Source organism: Mycobacterium sp. (assembly GCF_965277065.1).
Lineage (GTDB): Bacteria > Actinomycetota > Actinomycetes > Mycobacteriales > Mycobacteriaceae > Mycobacterium.
This window is the reverse complement of record NZ_CBDIBT010000019.1, coordinates 1358330-1376785: the sequence shown is the minus strand read 5'-3', so window position 1 is coordinate 1376785 and position 18456 is coordinate 1358330. Positions and strand designations below refer to the sequence as shown.

At 67.4% G+C, this 18456-nt stretch carries 13 protein-coding genes; 7 read left to right on the top strand and 6 right to left on the bottom strand.

What is annotated here, in order from left to right:
- Window positions 1-31: 31 nt before the first annotated feature.
- Window positions 32-1678 carry an acetolactate synthase large subunit gene (locus ACQY5A_RS23915; protein ID WP_428342737.1) on the top strand — a complete coding sequence of 549 codons (1647 nt, stop codon included), beginning with the start codon at window positions 32-34 and terminating at the stop codon, window positions 1676-1678.
- 53 nt (window positions 1679-1731) lie between these two features.
- On the opposite strand, the gene ACQY5A_RS23910 is transcribed toward ACQY5A_RS23915, so the two are convergent.
- The 3 genes from ACQY5A_RS23910 to ACQY5A_RS23900 form a co-directional block, all read right to left on the bottom strand.
- The gene (locus tag ACQY5A_RS23910; protein ID WP_428342736.1) at window positions 1732-3378 is read right to left on the bottom strand and encodes an alpha/beta hydrolase; all 1647 of its coding nucleotides are present in this window, start codon (window positions 3376-3378) and stop codon (window positions 1732-1734) included.
- Between the two features lie 116 nt (window positions 3379-3494).
- Window positions 3495-7694, bottom strand: a complete 4200-nt coding sequence (locus ACQY5A_RS23905; protein ID WP_428342735.1) for an alpha-(1->3)-arabinofuranosyltransferase domain-containing protein — start codon at window positions 7692-7694, stop codon at window positions 3495-3497.
- Window positions 7695-7707: 13 nt separating this feature from the next.
- A complete protein-coding gene (locus ACQY5A_RS23900; RefSeq protein WP_067342410.1) occupies window positions 7708-7881 on the bottom strand; it encodes a DUF2613 domain-containing protein in 174 nt (57 codons plus the stop codon).
- Between the two features lie 93 nt (window positions 7882-7974).
- Between ACQY5A_RS23900 and ACQY5A_RS23895 the strand changes: the two genes are divergently transcribed.
- The 3 genes from ACQY5A_RS23895 (at window position 7975) to ACQY5A_RS23885 (ending at window position 11044) form a co-directional block, all read left to right on the top strand.
- Entirely contained in the window at window positions 7975-9117 is a 1143-nt protein-coding gene (locus tag ACQY5A_RS23895) for a glycoside hydrolase family 3 N-terminal domain-containing protein (protein ID WP_428342734.1), read from the top strand.
- A gap of 68 nt (window positions 9118-9185) precedes the next feature.
- On the top strand, window positions 9186-9815 hold the full coding sequence (locus ACQY5A_RS23890) for a TetR/AcrR family transcriptional regulator (RefSeq protein WP_428342733.1): 630 nt from the start codon (window positions 9186-9188) through the stop codon (window positions 9813-9815).
- A gap of 5 nt (window positions 9816-9820) precedes the next feature.
- Complete coding sequence (locus tag ACQY5A_RS23885) at window positions 9821-11044, top strand: chloride channel protein (RefSeq protein ID WP_428342732.1); 1224 nt, start codon at window positions 9821-9823, stop codon at window positions 11042-11044.
- Here the strand turns inward: ACQY5A_RS23885 and ACQY5A_RS23880 are convergent.
- Together ACQY5A_RS23880 and ACQY5A_RS23875 are read right to left on the bottom strand one after the other, a co-directional pair.
- Entirely contained in the window at window positions 11041-11883 is an 843-nt protein-coding gene (locus ACQY5A_RS23880) for a MaoC/PaaZ C-terminal domain-containing protein (RefSeq protein WP_428343314.1), read from the bottom strand. The genes ACQY5A_RS23885 and ACQY5A_RS23880 overlap by 4 nt on opposite strands.
- The gene (locus ACQY5A_RS23875; RefSeq protein WP_428342731.1) at window positions 11883-13250 is read right to left on the bottom strand and encodes a 3-oxoacyl-ACP reductase; all 1368 of its coding nucleotides are present in this window, start codon (window positions 13248-13250) and stop codon (window positions 11883-11885) included. Before ACQY5A_RS23875 ends, ACQY5A_RS23880 begins: the two co-directional genes overlap by 1 nt.
- A 107-nt stretch (window positions 13251-13357) precedes the next feature.
- Between ACQY5A_RS23875 and ACQY5A_RS23870 the strand changes: the two genes are divergently transcribed.
- A complete protein-coding gene (locus ACQY5A_RS23870; RefSeq protein WP_428342730.1) occupies window positions 13358-14710 on the top strand; it encodes an acetyl-CoA C-acetyltransferase in 1353 nt (450 codons plus the stop codon).
- Window positions 14711-14868: 158 nt separating this feature from the next.
- Here ACQY5A_RS23870 and ACQY5A_RS23865 read toward each other — a convergent pair whose 3' ends face one another.
- Window positions 14869-16707, bottom strand: coding sequence for an acyl-CoA dehydrogenase (locus ACQY5A_RS23865; RefSeq protein WP_428342729.1), 1839 nt, complete (start codon window positions 16705-16707; stop codon window positions 14869-14871).
- Between the two features lie 210 nt (window positions 16708-16917).
- On the opposite strand from ACQY5A_RS23865, the gene ACQY5A_RS23860 reads away from it, so the two are divergent.
- Together ACQY5A_RS23860 and ACQY5A_RS23855 are read left to right on the top strand one after the other, a co-directional pair.
- Window positions 16918-17922, top strand: a complete 1005-nt coding sequence (locus tag ACQY5A_RS23860) for an isopenicillin N synthase family dioxygenase (RefSeq protein ID WP_428342728.1) — start codon at window positions 16918-16920, stop codon at window positions 17920-17922.
- A 41-nt stretch (window positions 17923-17963) separates the two neighbouring features.
- Window positions 17964-18452 (top strand): flavin reductase family protein, encoded by a 489-nt coding sequence (locus tag ACQY5A_RS23855; RefSeq protein WP_428342727.1) that lies wholly within the window; start codon window positions 17964-17966, stop codon window positions 18450-18452.
- Window positions 18453-18456 lie beyond the last annotated feature (4 nt).

The following is an 18456-nucleotide window of genomic DNA, read 5'->3' as shown; positions in this document are numbered from 1 at the left end:
TGCCACTAACGTTCCTCGAAGGGAGGTGCCGATGAGTAAAGCGGCCGAGTTGATAGTCAAGTGCCTGGAAAACGAGGGCGTCGAGGTGGTCTTCGGGCTGCCGGGTGAGGAGAACATCCGCTTCGTGCAGGCGCTGGCCTCCTCCAGCATCCGCTATGTGCTCACCCGGCACGAGCAGGCCGCGTCCTTCATGGCCGAGATGTACGGGCGGGTCACCGGGCGGGCGGCGGTGGTCTCCGCCACGCTGGGCCCGGGTGCGATCAACATGCAGCTCGGCGTCGCCGATGCCACCACCAACAGCACCCCGCTGGTCGCGATCTCTGCTCAGGTAGGCCAGAACCGGCAGTACAAGGAGTCACACCAGTACGTCGACCTGGTGTCGATGTTCGCGCCGATCACCCGGTGGTCCGCCGGCATCCCGACCGCACAGGCCATCCCGGAAATGGTCCGCAAGGCGTTCAAGCTTGCGGAGACCGAGCGCCCGGCTGCGGTCTATCTCGCCGTGCCCGAGCACATCGATGCCGATGAAGCCGACTACGACCTGGGGCCGTTGCCGCGCAACGTCGTTCGCGCCGACGCGCCGGCGATCCGACAGGTGGCGCGGGCCGTCGATATCCTGCGCAAGGCCGTGCGGCCGGTGCTGCTGGCCGGCCACGGCGCCGCCCGTTCCGGTGCGACCGACGCCTTGGTGCGCTTCTCCGAGAAGTTCGGCATCCCGGTTGCCAACACCTTCCACGGCAAAGGCGTCATGCCCGACGACCACCCCAACAGCATCGGGGCGCTCGGGTTCATGCGGCATGACTACGTGAACTTCGGATTCGACAACGCCGACGTCATCATCGCGGTGGGCTACGAGCTGCAGGAGTTCGACCCGGTCCGGATCAACCCCAAGGCCGACAAGAAGATCATCCACATCCATAGGTTCCCAGCCGAGGTGGATGCGCACTACTCGGTGGACGTCGGGATCATCGGTGATATCAGCGAATCGCTGGACGCGGTGGCCGAGGGGCTCGAGGATCACGTCTTCACCGCCGATCCCGACATCCCCGGCTCCGGCCTACTCGGTGAAGAATTCGGTCGCGGACAACAGGATTCGCGGTACCCGCTGGCTCCGCAGCGGATAGTCGCCGATATCCGTACGGCGCTGGGCCGCAGCGACGTCGTGCTGGTCGACACCGGCGCGACCAAGATGTGGATGGCCCGGCTTTATCCGACGTATGAGCCCAACACCTGCCTCGTATCAAATGGCTTGTCCACCATGAGCTTTGCGCTTCCTGGAGCGCTCGGGGTCAAACTGGCCAAACCAGATGCGAAGGTGCTGGCCGTGGCGGGCGACGGGGCCTTCCTGATGAACTCACAAGAGATCGAGACTGCGGTCCGCGAGAAGATCCCGCTAGTGGTGCTGATCTGGGAAGACGGCGGTTACGGCCTGATCGAGTGGAAGATGGATCTCGAACTCGGCGAGCATCACTACGTCAAGTTCGGCAACCCCGACATCGTGAAATACGCGGAAAGCTTCGGCGCCAAGGGTTATCAAATCAGCAGCGCGGACGAGTTGCTGCCCACGCTGCAGGCCGCGTTGGCCGACGACGGGGTGTCGCTGATCTGCTGCCCGGTCGACTATTCCGAAAACCTGCGCTTGACCGACCGCCTCGGGGAGCTCGACGAAACGCTGTAGCGGTCCGTGCTGATCCGGCAGCTGGAGTATTTCGTCGCGCTTGCCCGGGAGCGTCACTTCAACGCCGGCGCCAATCCGGCGATGACGGCAGCGAAGTTCTTCAGCGCCGTGTTGCTGTCCAGCCAATAGCTGCTGTGCGCGCCGATGCTCGGGAGCCCGAGAGGTCCTGCCGGGCCCGGGTCGGCGGCAAGCCGATGCGCGCCGAAGCCCGGCGCGATCGGGTCGACGCCCAGGGTCCATCCGGTGACGACGCCGCCCATGCTGATCGCGTCGTGCTCGGCGCGCATCACGAAGACGTTGCCGCGGGTGTGCAGGTCCAGTCGGTCGGCTCGGTCGACCAGCATGCCGGGGCTGCCCACCGCGATGACGCTGTCGGCGTCGAGGTGATGCCCGCGGGAGGCGGCCGCTCCAACCACGGTCGAGCCGTAGCTGTGTCCGATCACGGTGTCAACGGACGCCGCGCCGACATGGGAGGCCCGCTGCCCGTTTTCGAACGTGTCCAGCCGGTCCGCGCCGCTGTACGCAGGCTGCGGAAAAGCCGCGTGGCTCAGGTCCATTGGACGGTCGTAGCCCATCCATGTCGTCACGGCGACGTCGCCCGGCGCCAGGCCGGGGTCGGCGGCCCGGGTGGCGTCGTACATCGCCAGCGACTTCTCGTCGCTGAACGACAGCCGGGCCAGCCCCTGACCGGTGCCGGGTACGAAGACCGCGTTCCGGGCGGCGGTGTCCGGATTGCCGATCGACACCGCGCCGCGGCCCGACTCGTCCAGCAGCCCGAGATACCGGCGTGGGCCGTCGGTGGAGTCCAGGGTCGCCCGCGCTGCCGCGTAACCCGCGAGGCGACTTGTGGCGCCGGTCAACTGCGACTGCAACGCATAGAGGGCACCGTCGTCGACGTGTGGCTCGCTCGTCAGCGCTTCGATGTTGCGCTGTATCCGGTCGACGTCCGACTGGGACTGCAGCTGCAGGTCGGCCAGATGCAGCCGGTTGTAGTGGTCCTTGCCCAAGTGGTCCGGGGGATCCCACGGCATCCCCGGGTGATTCCCGACGCTGTGGTCCCGGCTGTACAGCCAGTCCTTTTCCTCGTGGCTGAGCTGATTCCACAATGCGTTGAATTGTTTGGGATCGTCAGGCAGCGGCCCGGACAGCGCCTCCTGGATGCGCGGTCGGTTGTCGTGCGGCCCCGACGGAACCGGCCGATCTCCGTCGGCCATGTCGATCGCGACCGCCAGCTCTCGATCAGCTGAATCAGCCTCTGCCACAATCGCATCCAACCGATGCTGCAACTGCAGTTCGGCGATCAATGCTGCCATCGGCGGCCCGCTGAAGTTCGACATCGGTTTCACCGTGTTGGTGGCAAGGTCGATCAGCATCTCCAACTCGGCTGCGTCACGGCGCAACGTGTTGAGCGCCGACTGCAGATGGGCGATGTCGTCAGCCGCCTTCTGGGCCGCCCTCGCCACCGCGAGTGATTCGTTGCCGTGGGAATCGAGGTCCACGCGAATCGACGCGCTCGCGTGCCGGCGGGCTTGCGCGGTGGCGCCCTGCCACGTGTCGAACACTGACAACGAATCCAGTTGGCGCGCAACCTCAAACGTCGCCTGCCCGCGCGCGACGGCGGCATGGAACACCTCGCGCACCGCCTCGGCGTTCCACCGGTCGATGTCGGCCACAGTGAGTGCCGTTTCTCCAGCCGCCACGTCTCACCACCTCAGAAGCGAATGCGTTGCCTATCCCGTAACAGCAGCGCAGCGGCGCCGCAAGTCACCGATCGACGCATCACCCACGGATGGGAAACTCCATGCACAGCCGCGCGTTAACGCTCAGCGGCACGCCTCACGGTTGAGGCGGCCACTGCGGCCAGAGAAACCAGTGCCAGCAGTTGCACTCCGGCGGAATGGCCGGCGTACCCGTCGACCGAGCGCCAGGGGTGGCGGGACAGTGTCGCGCCGGCCAGGATCAGTCCACTAGCGGTCAGCCACAGCGTGGCACTGTCGCGTTGTTGTGGGCGCGTCCGCAGTATCCACCGCAGGCCCAGTGCGGCAACGAAGATCGCGATGCCCGCTACTCCGGCGATGACCGCGCCGGCCGCCAACACCGGGGCGGCGGCCCAGAGCCCGGGTGTCCACGGGTAAGCCGCGGGGCCGTCCGCCCGGCGCCGCTGTGGCCACCACGCCAGCAAGGCCAGCAGCGGTAACAGCGCCAGCCCGCCGGCCAGGCCGACCCGGTACAACGAGTTGGGTGCGAAGCTGAGCGTGACGGTGCCTGACGTCCCGGCCGGTATGACCCATGCCTGCTGCCATCCGTTGACTGCCAACGGCTTCAGCCGATCTCCAGTGGCGGTGCGCGCCACCCAGCCGGCGTTGATGCTTTCCGGCACCACCAACACCCGCGGCGTGTTCGCCTCCGGGATGGCGACCTCGCGGCGGGCCGGGCCCCAGGCGCCGGTGGACACGGGTGTGGGGGTGGTTGACTGCGCCGCGAGCGGGCCGGCCAGTTGCGCGCCGTCGACCACGAATTGGGGGCCGGGACTCACCACCAGCTCCTGCTGGCCGGCGGGAAGCATGATCGGCTCGCTGTCACAGGGCTGCGCGCTCACCGGCGCACCGTTCAGCAGGGCACCGGCCGTCGTGCGCACTTCGGTGTGCACGAATCGGCCGGCGATTGCGATGATCGGACCGTGTTCGCAGTCGACGGTGATGGCGCGGGCCCGGTTGCGGGCCGCGTCGGCGGCCGCGATCGGCGTGCCGGCGGCGTCCAGCGCCGTTATCTCGGCCAGCCCCGGTGGTTTGAGCTGGTCGAAACCCAGTGCGGTGCGGTCGATGACATCTTTCCAGTCCAGCAGGCTGACCGTGATTGCGTTGGTGACCCGCGGATTCAGTGAAAGAATCTGTGCCCCAGAGGCTTTCATCGTTCGAACCTGTGGGCCGTCGCCGAGGTCGACGGCCACCATCGTCGGGTGCGCCGGAACCGCCGACGAGGAGGGGGTGAGACGCAGGCCGGTCACCTCGGTGGGCTGCGGCAGGGTGAGGGTGAGCGTCGGGGGCGTCTTGTGCTGCACCACCCGCTGCGGTGCCGTCCATGCGGTGGTCGGGTCGCCGTCGGTGGCCGCGTAGGCAGCGCCGAGCACGTCGACCGAATCGGAGTCGCCGTGGGCCTGGGTGGTGTCCGGCTCGGCCACCAGCTCAGCCAGCTGGGGTCCCGCACGAGCCCGCACCCAGATCGTCGGCACCACCGACATCCGCGCCGGCACAGTCAAGGTGCGACTGAAGGAGGCCGGCGACTCCGGCGCCAGCGCCATCGAGGGCGCGCACTGCATGTTCGTCAGTCCGGTCGCGCAGCCCGGCCTGCCCAGCGGTTCGGTTCCCAGGTCCCATTGTGCGACAACAGCATTGGGCGGTGCGGCCGGGATCAGGGCGGTGTGGCGCACGTTGATCGGATGCGCGTAGCCCTTGGCGTCGTATTGGGTGATCGACAGGTCGGTGAGGGCGAACTGCACCCCCGGCGATCCGTCGTCGGTGCCGATCGCGGTGATCCGCACCCACGGGGTTTCGCCGAACGGGAGCGCACCGGTGACCGGTTTGCCGGTCTCGTCGAACCGTAGAGTTGTTGTACCGGTTGCGGTTTCGATCTCGACTCGGCGGACCTGAGCCCCGACGGTCGTCGGGCTGGGGGTGATGGTGATGACGGCGTTGGTCACCGGGTGGTCGAAGTCGACCTGCAGCCACTGGCCGACGGCCGACTGCAACGCGTTGGACACCCAGGCGGTGGCCGAGTCCGCGTCGATCGCGGCGGCGGGCGAGGCGGCGGTGGCGACGTCCGGCAGTGCCGTGGAGTCCGACGACGAACTGGATGCCGTGAGCCGGCCGCCGGTCCACGCACCGTAGACGGTGTCGGCGCCCGGAGTCGGATAGTCGGGCACCCGGTTGAAGGTGCGCCGGGTGTCGCCGTCCGCCCGGATCGCCGACGAATGGTCGTCGACCCGGCCGTAGTCGGTCTCGCGTGCCAGCGGCGTATCGGTCACCACCGCAACCGGGACCGGCAGGCCGGCGGCCACCGCATCCGCAGTCAGCAGCGCCGGACCCAGGGCGGGTTGCCCGGTCAGCCGTCGGCGCTCATCGAGGCGCATCAGCGCCTCCGGGCCACCGTCGATGCGCGGCATCCGGTCGATATCGGCGAGATAGGGAGCGCCGCCGGTCGCCGTATCGACCCGGTAGATCTCGACCGCGGGATACCGCGGGCGCAACCCGCTGTCGGACACGAACCCCGCCATCGGCTCCGACCCCACCGGCCCGCCGAACTGGGCGACCTTCTGCAGTCGGGGCGAGCCCGTGATCGCCCGATGCACCAGGATCGGACGGGCCGACCGAGACGCATCCGGATCCAGATCATTGCGCACCACCAGATAGGAAATGCCCTGGCCGGCAAGCGTATCCGCGAGTCCCGCCGACGGCGTCCCGGCGGCGAACAGACGCTGAACCGAGTCCAGCGCGCGGATGGTCTGCGGCGGAGTCAGCGGGATGGAGTCACGCACACCCCACGGGCTGTCGCCGAGCACCTGCAGCGGTTCGTCGTGGCTGGTGCCCCACAGCTGGGTGGCGAACGGCGCGCCGGGAACCACCAGCACACGTCCCGGGGTTGGCACCCCGGTGTTGTGCGCGGAAAGCCAGTCCGCGGTGTCGTGCCAGTACCGCGGTATCGCCGTGAACGTGCCGGGCGCGGCGATCCGTCCGGTCCAGGCCAGCGACGTCGCGGCCATCAGCGCCGTCAACGCCACGACCCCCACAGCGACCCGCTTGTCGCGCTCCGGATGGGCGAACGCATTGAGCCACAACGCTTTCGGCGCACTACCCGGCAACGGGATCTGGCCCAGCAGCTGGGCCAGACCCAACACCACGGGAATGCGGATCAGCGACTCCAACTTGTGCACGTTGCGCAGCGGCGCGGCACCGGCGTCGAGGAAGGCCTGAACCTGTTGCGCCAGTGGCGAACCCAGCCCACCGCCGTAGCCGGCACCCAGCAACGCCACCCCGAGCAGCAGCATCGTCACCAATCGACCACGGGCGGGCATGGCGCTCATGGCGAGACCGGCCAGCCCGGCCGCCGCCACCAGGCAGGTCGCCACGATCGCGACCGACCCGGTGACCAGTGGCGCGCCCGCGGTGGCGTTGGGCGCCACGAACGGTGTCCAGCTGTCGGTACCGCGCAGCACCTCGACCACCGATGACCACTGCGTCGTCACCCCGGACGATTCGATGAAATCCAGGAACGGCGGGCTGATCCGGGCCATCAGGATCAGCGCCACCACCCACCACGTCGTGGCCAGCACGATCGCCAGCAGCGACCACACCGTGTAGCGCCACCACCGCCGGTTGGGCCGGTGGCAGGCCCACCAGATCACCGCGGGCAGGCACCCGGCCAGCGTCGCGATCGCGTTGACGGCACCCATCAGCGCGACAGCCACCCCGGCCTGGCCGGCGAGTCGGCGCACCGATCTGTCGCTGCCGCGCAGCGCCAGGATGGTCGGCAGCAACACCCACGGCGCCAGCATGATCGGCAGGGTCTCCGACGAGATCGAGCCCAACGTGGTCAGCACCCGCGGCGACAGCGCGAACGCGGCAGCCGCGATCACCCGCGACGTCGGGCTGCCGATGCCCAGCGCCTCGGCGACCCGGAGCAGTCCCCAGAAGCCGACGGTCAACAGCAGCGCCCACCAGAGCCGTTGGGTGACCCAGCCCGGCAGCCCGAGCAGATGACCCGCCAGGAAGAACGTGCCGTGCGGGAAGAGGTAGCCGTAGGCCTGGTTCTGCGCCTGCCCGAACGGCAGCTCGCTGTTCCACAGGTTGGTCGCGCGGGACAGGAAACGCAGCGGGTTGGCGGTCAGGTCGAGCTTGGTGTCGGGGGAGATCCGGCCGGGTGCGGAGGCGAAGCTCAGCGTCAGCGCGATCGCGGTGACCAACCACAGCCAGCGTCGGGACGCCTGCGTGACCTCGACGGGCCCTGGTTCGGCCCGCATCGTCGTCGGGCGGCTAGCTGCGGTTGCCGTACTCGACCCGGTTGAGCACCGACGACTGCGGGTCGCCTCCGGGCAGCGGTGGCTTGGTGTCCTGCTGCACCATCAACGTGATCCCGAAGATCGCCGCGGCACCCAGCAACAGACCGACCACGACACTGGCGGCGGCGGGCGCAACAAAGCGATTCATAGCTGCAAACTAGCAGAGGGCGCAGAAGACGAGGTCGCGGCCGCTGAGGTCGCTGGTGGTATGGCCGGATCGGGCCCATGACAGCATGGCCTGATGGGTTTGCCACGTATCCTGGCCGTAGTCGCCGCCGTCACAGCACTGATGACGGGCTGCAGCCACTCCTCGAAGCCCGCGTCCGCCCCGGCGACCTCCTCGCCGGCCAAGCCGGTTCCACCGGCCCGACCCGCGTGCGGAGACCCGGCCGCCATACCGCTGCGAGACAAGCTGGCCCAGCTGTTGATGGTCGGCGTGCGCAATGGCGACGACGCCAAAACCGTGGTCGCGACTTACCACGTCGGCGGCATCTTCATCGGTAGCTGGACCGACCTGTCGATGCTGGGACCCAACCTGGTCAAGGATTTGAGCGTCAGCACCGCGCTGCCCCTGGCGGTCAGCGTCGACGAGGAGGGCGGCCGGGTGGCCCGACTGTCCAAGCTGATCGGGCCGGCGCCGTCGGCTCGTGAACTGGCCCAGAAGCACACCCCCGACGAGGTCTACGCGATGGCCCTCGACCGGGGTCACCGGATGCGCGGCCTCGGCATCACCGTCGACTTCGCGCCGGACGTCGACGTGACCAATGCCCCCGACGACACGGTGATCGGCGACCGGTCGTTCAGCTCGGACCCGGCGAAGGTCACCGAGTACGCCGCCGCCTATGCCCGGGGGCTGCGCGACGCCAGCGTGCTGCCGGTGATCAAGCATTTCCCCGGCCATGGGCACGGCTCCGGCGACTCACACACCGGCGGGGTGGTCACACCACCGCTGTCGGCGCTGCAGACTGACGACCTGATTCCGTACCGGACGCTGGTGACCGCCGCCCCGATCGGCGTCATGGTCGGCCACCTGCAGGTCCCCGAGCTCACCGGCGACGAACCGGCCAGTGTCAACCGGGCCGCCGTGCAGTTGCTGCGCACCGGAACTGGCTACCAAGCCCCCGCCTTCGACGGCCCGGTGTTCAGCGACGACCTGTCCAGCATGGCCGCCATCAAGGACCGCTACAGCGTTCCCGACGCGGTGCTCAAGACGTTGCAGGCCGGCGTCGACGTTGCGCTGTGGGTGACCACCGACGAGGTGCCCGCGGTACTGGACCGGCTGGAGAAGGCCGTCGCCGCAGCCGAGTTGACGGTTCCCGCGGTCGACTCATCGGTGCAGCGGATCGCCAAATTCAAAGGCCCCAAGTCCGACTGCGGACCCTAAATTCGGCGGGGCGACGTCGAATTGCTTACCCTGAAGAACTGAAGAGTGGTCCGCTAGGAGGGGACAGCATGGCCGGTGGAACCAAACGGCTACCGCGTGCTGTCCGAGAACAGCAGATGTTGGACGCCGCGGTGGAAATGTTCTCCATCAACGGCTATCACGACACCTCGATGGACGCGATCGCCGCCAAGGCTGAGATCTCCAAGCCGATGCTCTACCTGTACTACGGCTCCAAAGAGGAACTGTTCGGCGCGTGCCTGGATCGTGAACTCGCCCGATTCATCGATGGTGTGCGCGAGGAGATCAACCTCGATCAGAGTCCGAGAGAATTGCTGCACAACACGATTGTCGCGTTCATGCGCTACATCGACGCCAACCGGGCGTCGTGGATCGTGATGTACGCACAAGCCACCAACTCGCAGGCGTTTGCCCACACCGTGCGCGAAGGGCGTGAGCGAATCAGTGCCTTGGTGGTCCGAGTCCTGCAGGCGGGTACCCGGAATCCCGAACCCGACACCGACTTCGAGATGATCGCGGCAGCTCTGGTCGGCGCCGGTGAAGCGATCGCGACCCGGCTCAGCACCGGCGACACCGACGTCGACGGGGCGGCCGACGTGATGATCAACCTGTTCTGGCGCGGCCTGAAGGGCAAGCCGACCGACAAAGACGCCGCCGAGTCCGTCGCCGAATCCGACTAGTGGTGATGCGCAGCCGCAACGCTGAGTTCTTCTGTGCGGTAATGATTGTCGGGTTACTGGCCGGCTGCGCCGGGTTGGCGACGACGTCGTTGTTGCGGTTGGTCGAGCATCTCACCTATCACTACAGTTTCGGAACGCTGCTCGAGGGCGTCACCGCAAGCAGCCCCATCCGTCGGGCCGTCGGCCCGATGATCGGCGGCGGGCTGGCCGGCCTGGGGTGGTGGATCCTTCGGTCGCGCACCGAGGTGGCGCCGCTGGCGGCGGCCGTCACACACCATGAACGTATCCGATTGCTGCCCTTCACCTTCGACGCGGCGCTGCAGGTGTTGGTGGTGGGCTCCGGCGCATCCTTGGGTCGTGAGGTGGCGCCGCGCCAATTCGCGGTCGCGCTGGCCAATCTCGTCACCGGATGGATCAAGCGGCTCTCCGAACGCGACCGCGAGATCCTGCTGGCGTGTGCCGCCGGGGCCGGACTCGGGGCGGTGTACGCGGTGCCCCTCGGCGGCGCACTGTTCACCCTGCGAATCATGTTGAAGAGCTGGCATCCCCGCGCGGTGGGCGCCGCCCTGATCACCTCGAGCCTGGCCGTCTCGGTGTCGTCGATCGTCACCCACGATCAGCCGAACCTGCACTGGCCCAACCCGAACGTGTCCTACCTGTTGATCGCCTACGCGGCGGCGCTGGCGCCCTTGGCGCTGGTGGTCGGACTGGTGTTCAACCGACTCATGGGGTGGGCGGGTCAGCGTGTGCTGCACGGGTCATGGCTGTTGATCCCGTCGATCGCCGGTGCCGGGCTGCTGGTCGGTGTGTGCTCACACTGGTGGCCCGAACTGCCTGGCAACGGCCGATCGATTCTCAACTCGATTCTCGCCGGAGGCATGACCCTGAACAATGCGGCCATCATCGTGGTTCTCAAACTCGTTGTGACGGCGGTGTTTCTGCGCGCCGGTGCGCGAGGCGGACTGTTCACCCCGGCGCTGGCGACCGGCGCGGCAGCCGGGACGCTGTTCGTGCTGTCGATCAACGCCGTTGCCGGAACGCAATTTCACGTTCCGGCCATCGCGCTGGCCGGCTCTGCCGGCGTGCTCGCCATCACTCAAAGTGCGCCGCTGTGGGCGGCGATCTTTGTCTGGGAACTGGCCAGGCCGCCGCTGTGGCTGCTGCTGGTGTTCCTGACGGCCGCCTTGAGCACCTACGGCCTGCGACTGCTGGTCAAGCGCAGCCGCTAAAGCGCCCGCAGCGAACCGGTCAGGTGCGGATAGCCCTTGGCAATGTTGCGCAGGCTGAGGTCCCAACCGTCCTGCACATGATCGACGTACAACCCGACGGTGGCCGGCAGCAACACCGGCTTGCCGAATCGCACCGAATAGGTCACCGCGTCGGGAAGGCTGGCTTCCAGGTTCGCCAGTACCGCTGCCGCGCTGAACATTCCGTGGGCGATCGCGGTGGGGAAGCCGAACAGCTTGGCCCCGACCGAGCTGGTGTGGATCGGATTGTGGTCACCGCCCACCGCGGCGTACCGGCGAATCTGTCCCGGGCTGATCCGCAGAATCGCCTTGGGTGCAGGCAACTTCGGCTGCTTCTTCTGCGGCGGCTTGGGCTCGTCGGACAGGCTGGTGCGCTGCTGATGCAGGAACGTCGTGACCTGGTGCCAGGCCACCTCATTGCCGACGCTGACGTCGGTGACCAGGTCGACCAGCAGTCCCTTGCGGTGTTCGCGGAGATTTTCCGCGTGCACCGCGATGTTGACCGTGTCGGTGACCCGGATCGGCCGGTACTGGGTGATCTCGTTCTCCACGTGCACGGATCCCATTGCGGCAAAGGGGAAGTCGAACCCGCTCACCAGCGACATCACCGTCGGGAAGGCCAACGCGAACGGATACGTCAGCGGGACCGCGTCGCCGTAACGCAGACCGGTGACCTCCGCGTACTCGGCCACGTTCGCGCGATCGATCGCAAGCTCGTCGACGGTCACCGTCCGATCCGGCAGCTGGCTGTCGCGCGGCACGAACGGCAGTGCTCCGGCCGCCGCGCGCAGCATGTTCTTCAGTCCGCTTGGCTGCGTCATCACGCCCCCAGCATGGCCTGGCCGCAAACCCGGATGACGTTGCCCGTCACCGCGTTCGAGGCCGGGCTGGCGAAATAGGCGATCGCCTCGGCGACGTCGACCGGCTGGCCGCCCTGGTACAGCGAGTTGAGCCGGCGCCCGACCTCGCGGGTGGCCAGCGGGATCGCCGCCGTCATCTGGGTCTCGATGAACCCGGGAGCGATGGCGTTGATCGTGACGCCCTTTTCGGCCAGTTGCGGCGCCAGCGCCTGGGTGAGCCCGATCATGCCCGCCTTGGTGGTGGCGTAGTTGGTCTGCCCGCGGTTACCCGCGATGCCGGCCATCGAGGACAGGCCGATCACCCGGCCACCCTCGCCGATCGCGCCGTTGTCGACCAATCCCTCGGTGAGACGTTGCGGCGCAAGCAAGTTGACGGCCAGCACCGAGTTCCACCGTGCGTCGTCCATGTTCGCGAGCAGCTTGTCGCGGGTGATGCCGGCGTTGTTGACCAGGATGTCGGCGTGGCCGTCGTAGTGCCCGCGCAGATGTTCGGTGATCCGCTCGACGGCGTCGGGGGCGGTGACGTCGAGCGCCAGCGCCGTGCCGCCGATCCGGGTGGCCGTCTCGGCCAGCGCGTCCGCGGCCGAGTCCACGTCGATCGCCACGACGCGGGCCCCGTCGCGGGCGAACACTTCGGCGATCGTCGCGCCGATACCGCGCGCGGCACCGGTCACGATGCCGACCTTTCCGGCCAGCGGCTTGTCCCAGTCGGCAAGCGGGGTGGAGTCGGCGGCGCCAACGTAGAACACCTGGCCGTCCACGTAGGCCGACTTGGCCGACAGCAGGAACCGCGCGGTCGACTCGAGACCGGTGGCGGCGGGCTTGGCATCGGGGGACAGGTAGACGAGCGAGACCGTCGAGCCGCGCTGCAACTCCTTGCCCAGCGAGCGGGTGAAGCCTTCCAGCGCGCGCTGTGCGATCCGCTCGTCGCTGCTCTCGGCGTCCTCGGGGGTGGTGCCGATGACGACCACCCGACCGGAGTGGCCGATGTTGCGCAGCAGCGGCGTGAAGAACTCATGGAGCGTCGTCAGCCTGGTCGGATTGGTGATGCCGGTGGCGTCGAACACCAGCCCACCGAAGGAGTCCGCCCAGCGGCCGCCGAGGTTGGCGCCCACCACGTCGTAGTCGCCGCTCAGCGCCGCGCGCAGCGGCTCGACCACTCTGCCTTCGCCGCCGATCAACAACGATCCGGCCAGCGGCGGCTCACCTGCCCGATAACGCCGCAGCGTCTCGGGCTGCGGTACGCCAAGTTGCTTGGCGAGAAACGCCCCGGGCCCGGAGTTGACGACTTGAGAGAATAAATCGGGTGCCACTGAGTTGCCTTCCATGCTGTCGGGTATCAGTACCGTAGTCGAGAGCTAACTTACTCCAGAGTAAGAACGGTGGGTAGGATGGCTCCCGACACCGGATAACCAACTATTGACGGAGATAAGCGTTGCCTACTCACAGCACACCAGCTGAAAGCTCCTCTGCAAGTTCCCAGTCGACCGCCGCCAAACGACGCGTGGTGGTGCTCGGTGGCAACCGGATCCCGTTTGCACGCTCCGACCGCGCCTACGCGCAGGCGTCCAACCAGGACATGTTCACCGCCGCCCTGAGCGGTCTGGTCGACCGGTTCAATCTGTCCGGTGAACGACTGGGCGCGGTGATCGGTGGCGCCGTGCTCAAGCACAGCCGCGACTTCAACCTGATGCGCGAATGCGTGCTCGGCTCAGCCCTGTCGTCGTACACCCCGGCCTTCGATCTGCAGCAGGCGTGTGGGACGGGTCTGCAGGCGGCCGTCGCCGCCGCCGACGGCATCGCGGCCGGCCGTTACGAGGCCGCCGCCGCCGGCGGGGTTGACACCACCTCCGATGCGCCGATCGCGCTCGGCAACAACCTGCGCCACACCCTGCTCGGGCTGCGCCGCGCCAAGTCCAACGTCGACCGGCTGAAACTGGTTGGCAAGCTGCCCGCCAGCCTCGGCGTCGAGATCCCGGTGAACAGCGAGCCCCGCACCGGCCTGTCGATGGGCGAGCATCAGGCGATCACTTCCAAGGAGATGGGCATCAAGCGGGTCGACCAGGATCAGCTCGCCGCAGCCAGCCACCGCAACATGGCGGCGGCCTATGACCGCGGGTTCTTCGACGATCTGGTCACCCCGTTCCTGGGCCTGTACCGCGATGACAATTTACGGGCCGACTCGTCGGCGGAGAAGCTGGCCAAGCTCAAGCCGGTGTTCGGCGTGAAGGCGGGCGATGCCACGATGACCGCGGGTAACTCGACACCGCTAACCGACGGCGCGTCGGTGGCGCTGCTGGCAGGCGAGGAGTGGGCCGCCGAGCACTCGCTGACCCCGCTGGCTTACTTCGTCGACGCCGAGACGGCAGCGGTCGACTACGTCAACGGCGCCGACGGTCTGCTGATGGCGCCGACGTACGCGGTGCCGCGCCTGCTGGCACGCAACGGCCTCACCCTGCAGGATTTCGACTTCTACGAGATCCACGAGGCGTTCGCTTCGGTTGTCCTCGCGCATCTGCAGGCCTGGGAGTCCGAGGAGTACTGCAAGGAGCGTCTGGGTCTGGACGCCGCGCTGGGTTCTATCGACCGGTCCAAGCTGAACGTCAACGGGTCGTCGCTGGCAGCCGGGCACCCGTTCGCCGCCACCGGTGGGCGGATCCTCGCGCAACTGGCCAAGCAGCTCCACGAAGCCAAGACCAAGCAGAAGGACTCCGACAAGCCGCTGCGTGGACTGATATCGATCTGCGCAGCGGGCGGCCAGGGCGTCGCCGCCATCTTGGAGGCCTGATCGCGGGCGACCCGATGGCAGCGCGGGGCTTCCCCCGAACGCGGGGGTCGCCGCCGGAAAGAGGGGATCCCGCGGCGGCCCTCCGTCATAATCGAATCCCGCACAGCTAAATCCCCCGTCCCAGAACGGGGGATTTCGCTGTCCAGCTGGCTAGCGGATCAGAACGAGGCTTCGTCGAGCTCCATGATCTCGTTGTCGATCGTCTCCAGCACCGCGCGGGTGCTGGTCAGCAGCGGCAGGAAGTTCTTCGCAAAGAACGATGCCACGGCGATCTTGCCCTCGTAGAAGGCACGGTCGGCCTCGCTGACATCGCCGGCGTCGAGGGCCTCCAGGGCCACCGCAGATTGACGCTGCAACAGCCAGCCGAGCACCAGGTCGCCGACGCTCATCAAGAAGCGCACCGAGCCCGTGCCGACCTTGTAAATGCTGGAGATCTCGTCCTGCGCGGCCATCAGATAGCCGGTCAGCGTCGCCGCCATCGCCTGAACATCGGCCAGGGCGGTGGACAGCAGGGCCCGCTCGGCCTTCAGGCGACCGTTGCCGGACTCGTTCTTGATGAACTCCTCGATCTGCCCGGACACGTGGGCCAGCGCCACACCCTTGTCGCGGACGATCTTCCGGAAGAAGAAGTCCTGCGCCTGGATGGCCGTGGTGCCCTCGTAGAGCGAGTCGATCTTGGCGTCGCGGATGTACTGCTCGATCGGGTAGTCCTGCAGGAAGCCGGACCCACCGAAGGTTTGCAGGCTCTCGGTGAGCTTGGCGTAGGCCTGCTCGGAGCCGACACCCTTGACGATCGGGAGCAGCAGGTCGTTGACCTTGACCGCCAGGTCGGCATCCACATCGTGGACGGCCTTGGCGACCGGCGCGTCCTGGTAGGTCGCGGTGTACACGTACAGCGCGCGCAAACCTTCGGCGTAGGCCTTCTGGGTCAGCAGGCTGCGACGGACGTCCGGGTGGTGCGTGATAGTCACGCGCGGTGCCGTCTTGTCGGTCATCTGCGTCAGGTCGGCGCCTTGCACCCGGTCCTTGGCGTAGGCAAGGGCGTTCAGGTAGCCGGTGGACAGCGTGGCAATAGCCTTGGTGCCCACCATCATTCGAGCCTGCTCGATGACCTCGAACATCTGCGCGATGCCGTTGTGCACTTCGCCGACGAGCCAGCCCTTGGCCGGTACGTCGTGCTGACCGAAGGTCAGCTCACAGGTTGCGGAGGCCTTCAGGCCCATCTTGTGCTCGACGTTGGTGACGAAGACGCCGTTGCGCTCGCCGGGCTCGCCGGTCTCGAAGTCGAACAAGAACTTCGGCACGAAGAACAGCGACAGACCCTTGGTGCCTGGACCGGCGCCCTCGGGGCGGGCCAGCACCAAGTGGAAGATGTTCTCGAAGAGATCACCGGAGTCGGCGGACGTGATGAATCGCTTCACGCCGTCGATGTGCCAGGAACCGTCGTCCTGCGGAACGGCCTTGGTCCGGCCGGCGCCGACGTCCGAGCCGGCGTCCGGCTCGGTGAGCACCATGGTCGAACCCCAACCGCGCTCAGCGGCGATGATCGCCCACTTCTTCTGCTCTTCGGTGGCCAGGTGGTAGAAGATGCTGGCGAAACCGGCGCCGCCGCCGTACATCCACACCGCGGGGTTGGCCCCCAGCAGGTGCTCGTGCAGCGACCAGACCATTGCCTTGGGAACCGGCGTCCCGCCGAGCTCCTCGTCGATGCCGACCTTGTCCCAGCCGGCTTCGGTGACCGCGCGGACCGACTTCTTGAACGACTCGGGCAGTGCCACGGAGTGCGTCTCGGGGTCGAATACCGGGGGGTTGCGGTCTGCGTCGACGAAAGACTCGGCGACAGGACCTTCGGCCAGCCGGCTCATCTCCGATAGCATCTCGCGAGCGGTGTCGACGTCCAAGTCGGCGTATTCGCCTTCGCCGAAGGTTTTGTCAATGCCGAACACTTCAAACAGGTTGAACACCTGGTCGCGGACATTGCTCTTATAGTGGCTCACTGGTTCCTCCTCGATGAGAACGCCACTTGTGGTTGGGTACTTGGGCTAAGTTACCCACCAGTAACACTGGCTAACTATACCCAACGGAAATCCGTGCGCAACCGACTGTGAGCTAAATTTCACTACCTAATCAACCAACTAGTTGGCCTCGTGCTGATCACGATGGTGGCGTGGGCGTCTAGCTGCGGTAATGATGAATAGGTGTCAGCTGTGTCACTCGTCACCGCAGTGCCGGAAGTAGACCTCCGCCACCCCGTCGGCCAACTGAGACCCCGCTTGCGCGAGGTCGCCCACGCGGTCGGGTTCTTCTACCTGACCGGTCACCAGGTCCCCGAATCGCTCACCCGCCAGGTGCTGGCAACGGCCCGGCGATTCTTCGCGTTGCCGCAAGCCGACAAAGACGCCGTCGCGATGATCCGCAGTCCGCACTTCCGCGGCTACACCCGGCTGGGCGGCGAATTGACCCGCGGCGAGGTGGACTGGCGTGAGCAGATCGACATCGGCCCGGAGCGCGACCCGATCGGCGGGCCGGACCGCCCCGACCATCTATGGCTGCAGGGACCCAATCAGTGGCCCGCCGGACTGCCGGAGCTGCCGGGCGTCATCGCCGAGTGGGACGCGGCGCTTTCAGCGGTCTCCCGCGGCTTGCTGCGGCACTGGGCGGTGGCGCTGGGCAGTCCGGCGGAGGTCTTCGACGCCGCATTCGAGGCGACGCCGGCGACCCTGATCAAAGTCGTGCACTACCCGGCGACCGCGGCCAGCTCACAAGGCGTCGGCGCGCACCGGGACTCCGGAGTGCTGACGCTGCTGCTCGCCGAGCCCGGCAGTGCTGGACTACAGGTGCGCGGACGCGACGGCAGTTGGGTGGACGTGCCCGCGCGAGACGGCGCGTTCATCGTCAATATCGGCGAGCTGCTGGAGCTGGCCACCAGCGGCTACCTACGAGCGACCGAGCACCGGGTGAACCTGCGTCAGTCGGCGGACCGCATCTCGGTGCCCTACTTCTTCAACCCGCGACTGGACGCGCAGATCCCGAGGCTGCGGCTGCCCGCTGGCCTGGCGCAGCGGGCCGAGCGACGCGTGGACCCGTCCGACCCGATCTTCTCGGTGTATGGCCGCAATGCCTGGAAGAGCAGGCTACGGGCGCATCCGGACGTCGCAGCCGCGCATGGCTACGTCACGGGCAGCACGGAGGTTGTAACGCCCGACGGGTAGGGTCGTTTCCTACGAAATCCCGTCTACGCGAGTGAAGCCCGGTGAATACACCTGACAAGCTGACGCCCACCTCCCTGCGCGAGGCCTTTGGCCATTTCCCGTCCGGCATCATTGCCATCGCCGCCGAAGTCGACGGCGTCAGAGAGGGACTCGCGGCCAGCACATTCGTGCCGGTGTCGTTGGATCCGCCGCTGGTGTCGTTCTGTGTGCAGAACACCTCGACCACATGGCCGAAACTCAAAGACGTCCGCGCGCTGGGGATCAGCGTGCTGGGGGAGTCGCACGACGGCGCCGCCCGGACGCTGGCGGCCAAGACCGGCGATCGTTTCGCCGACCTGGAGACGGTGTCCTACAGCAGTGGTGCGGTCTTCATCCACGGCACCAGCCTCTGGATGGAGACCGCGATCGAGCAACTCATCCCTGCCGGAGATCACACGATCGTGGTGCTACAGGTCAGCGACGTCCGAGTCGACCCGGATATTGCGCCGATCGTGTTCCACCGCAGCGTCTTTCGGCGCCTCGGGGTCTAGCCTG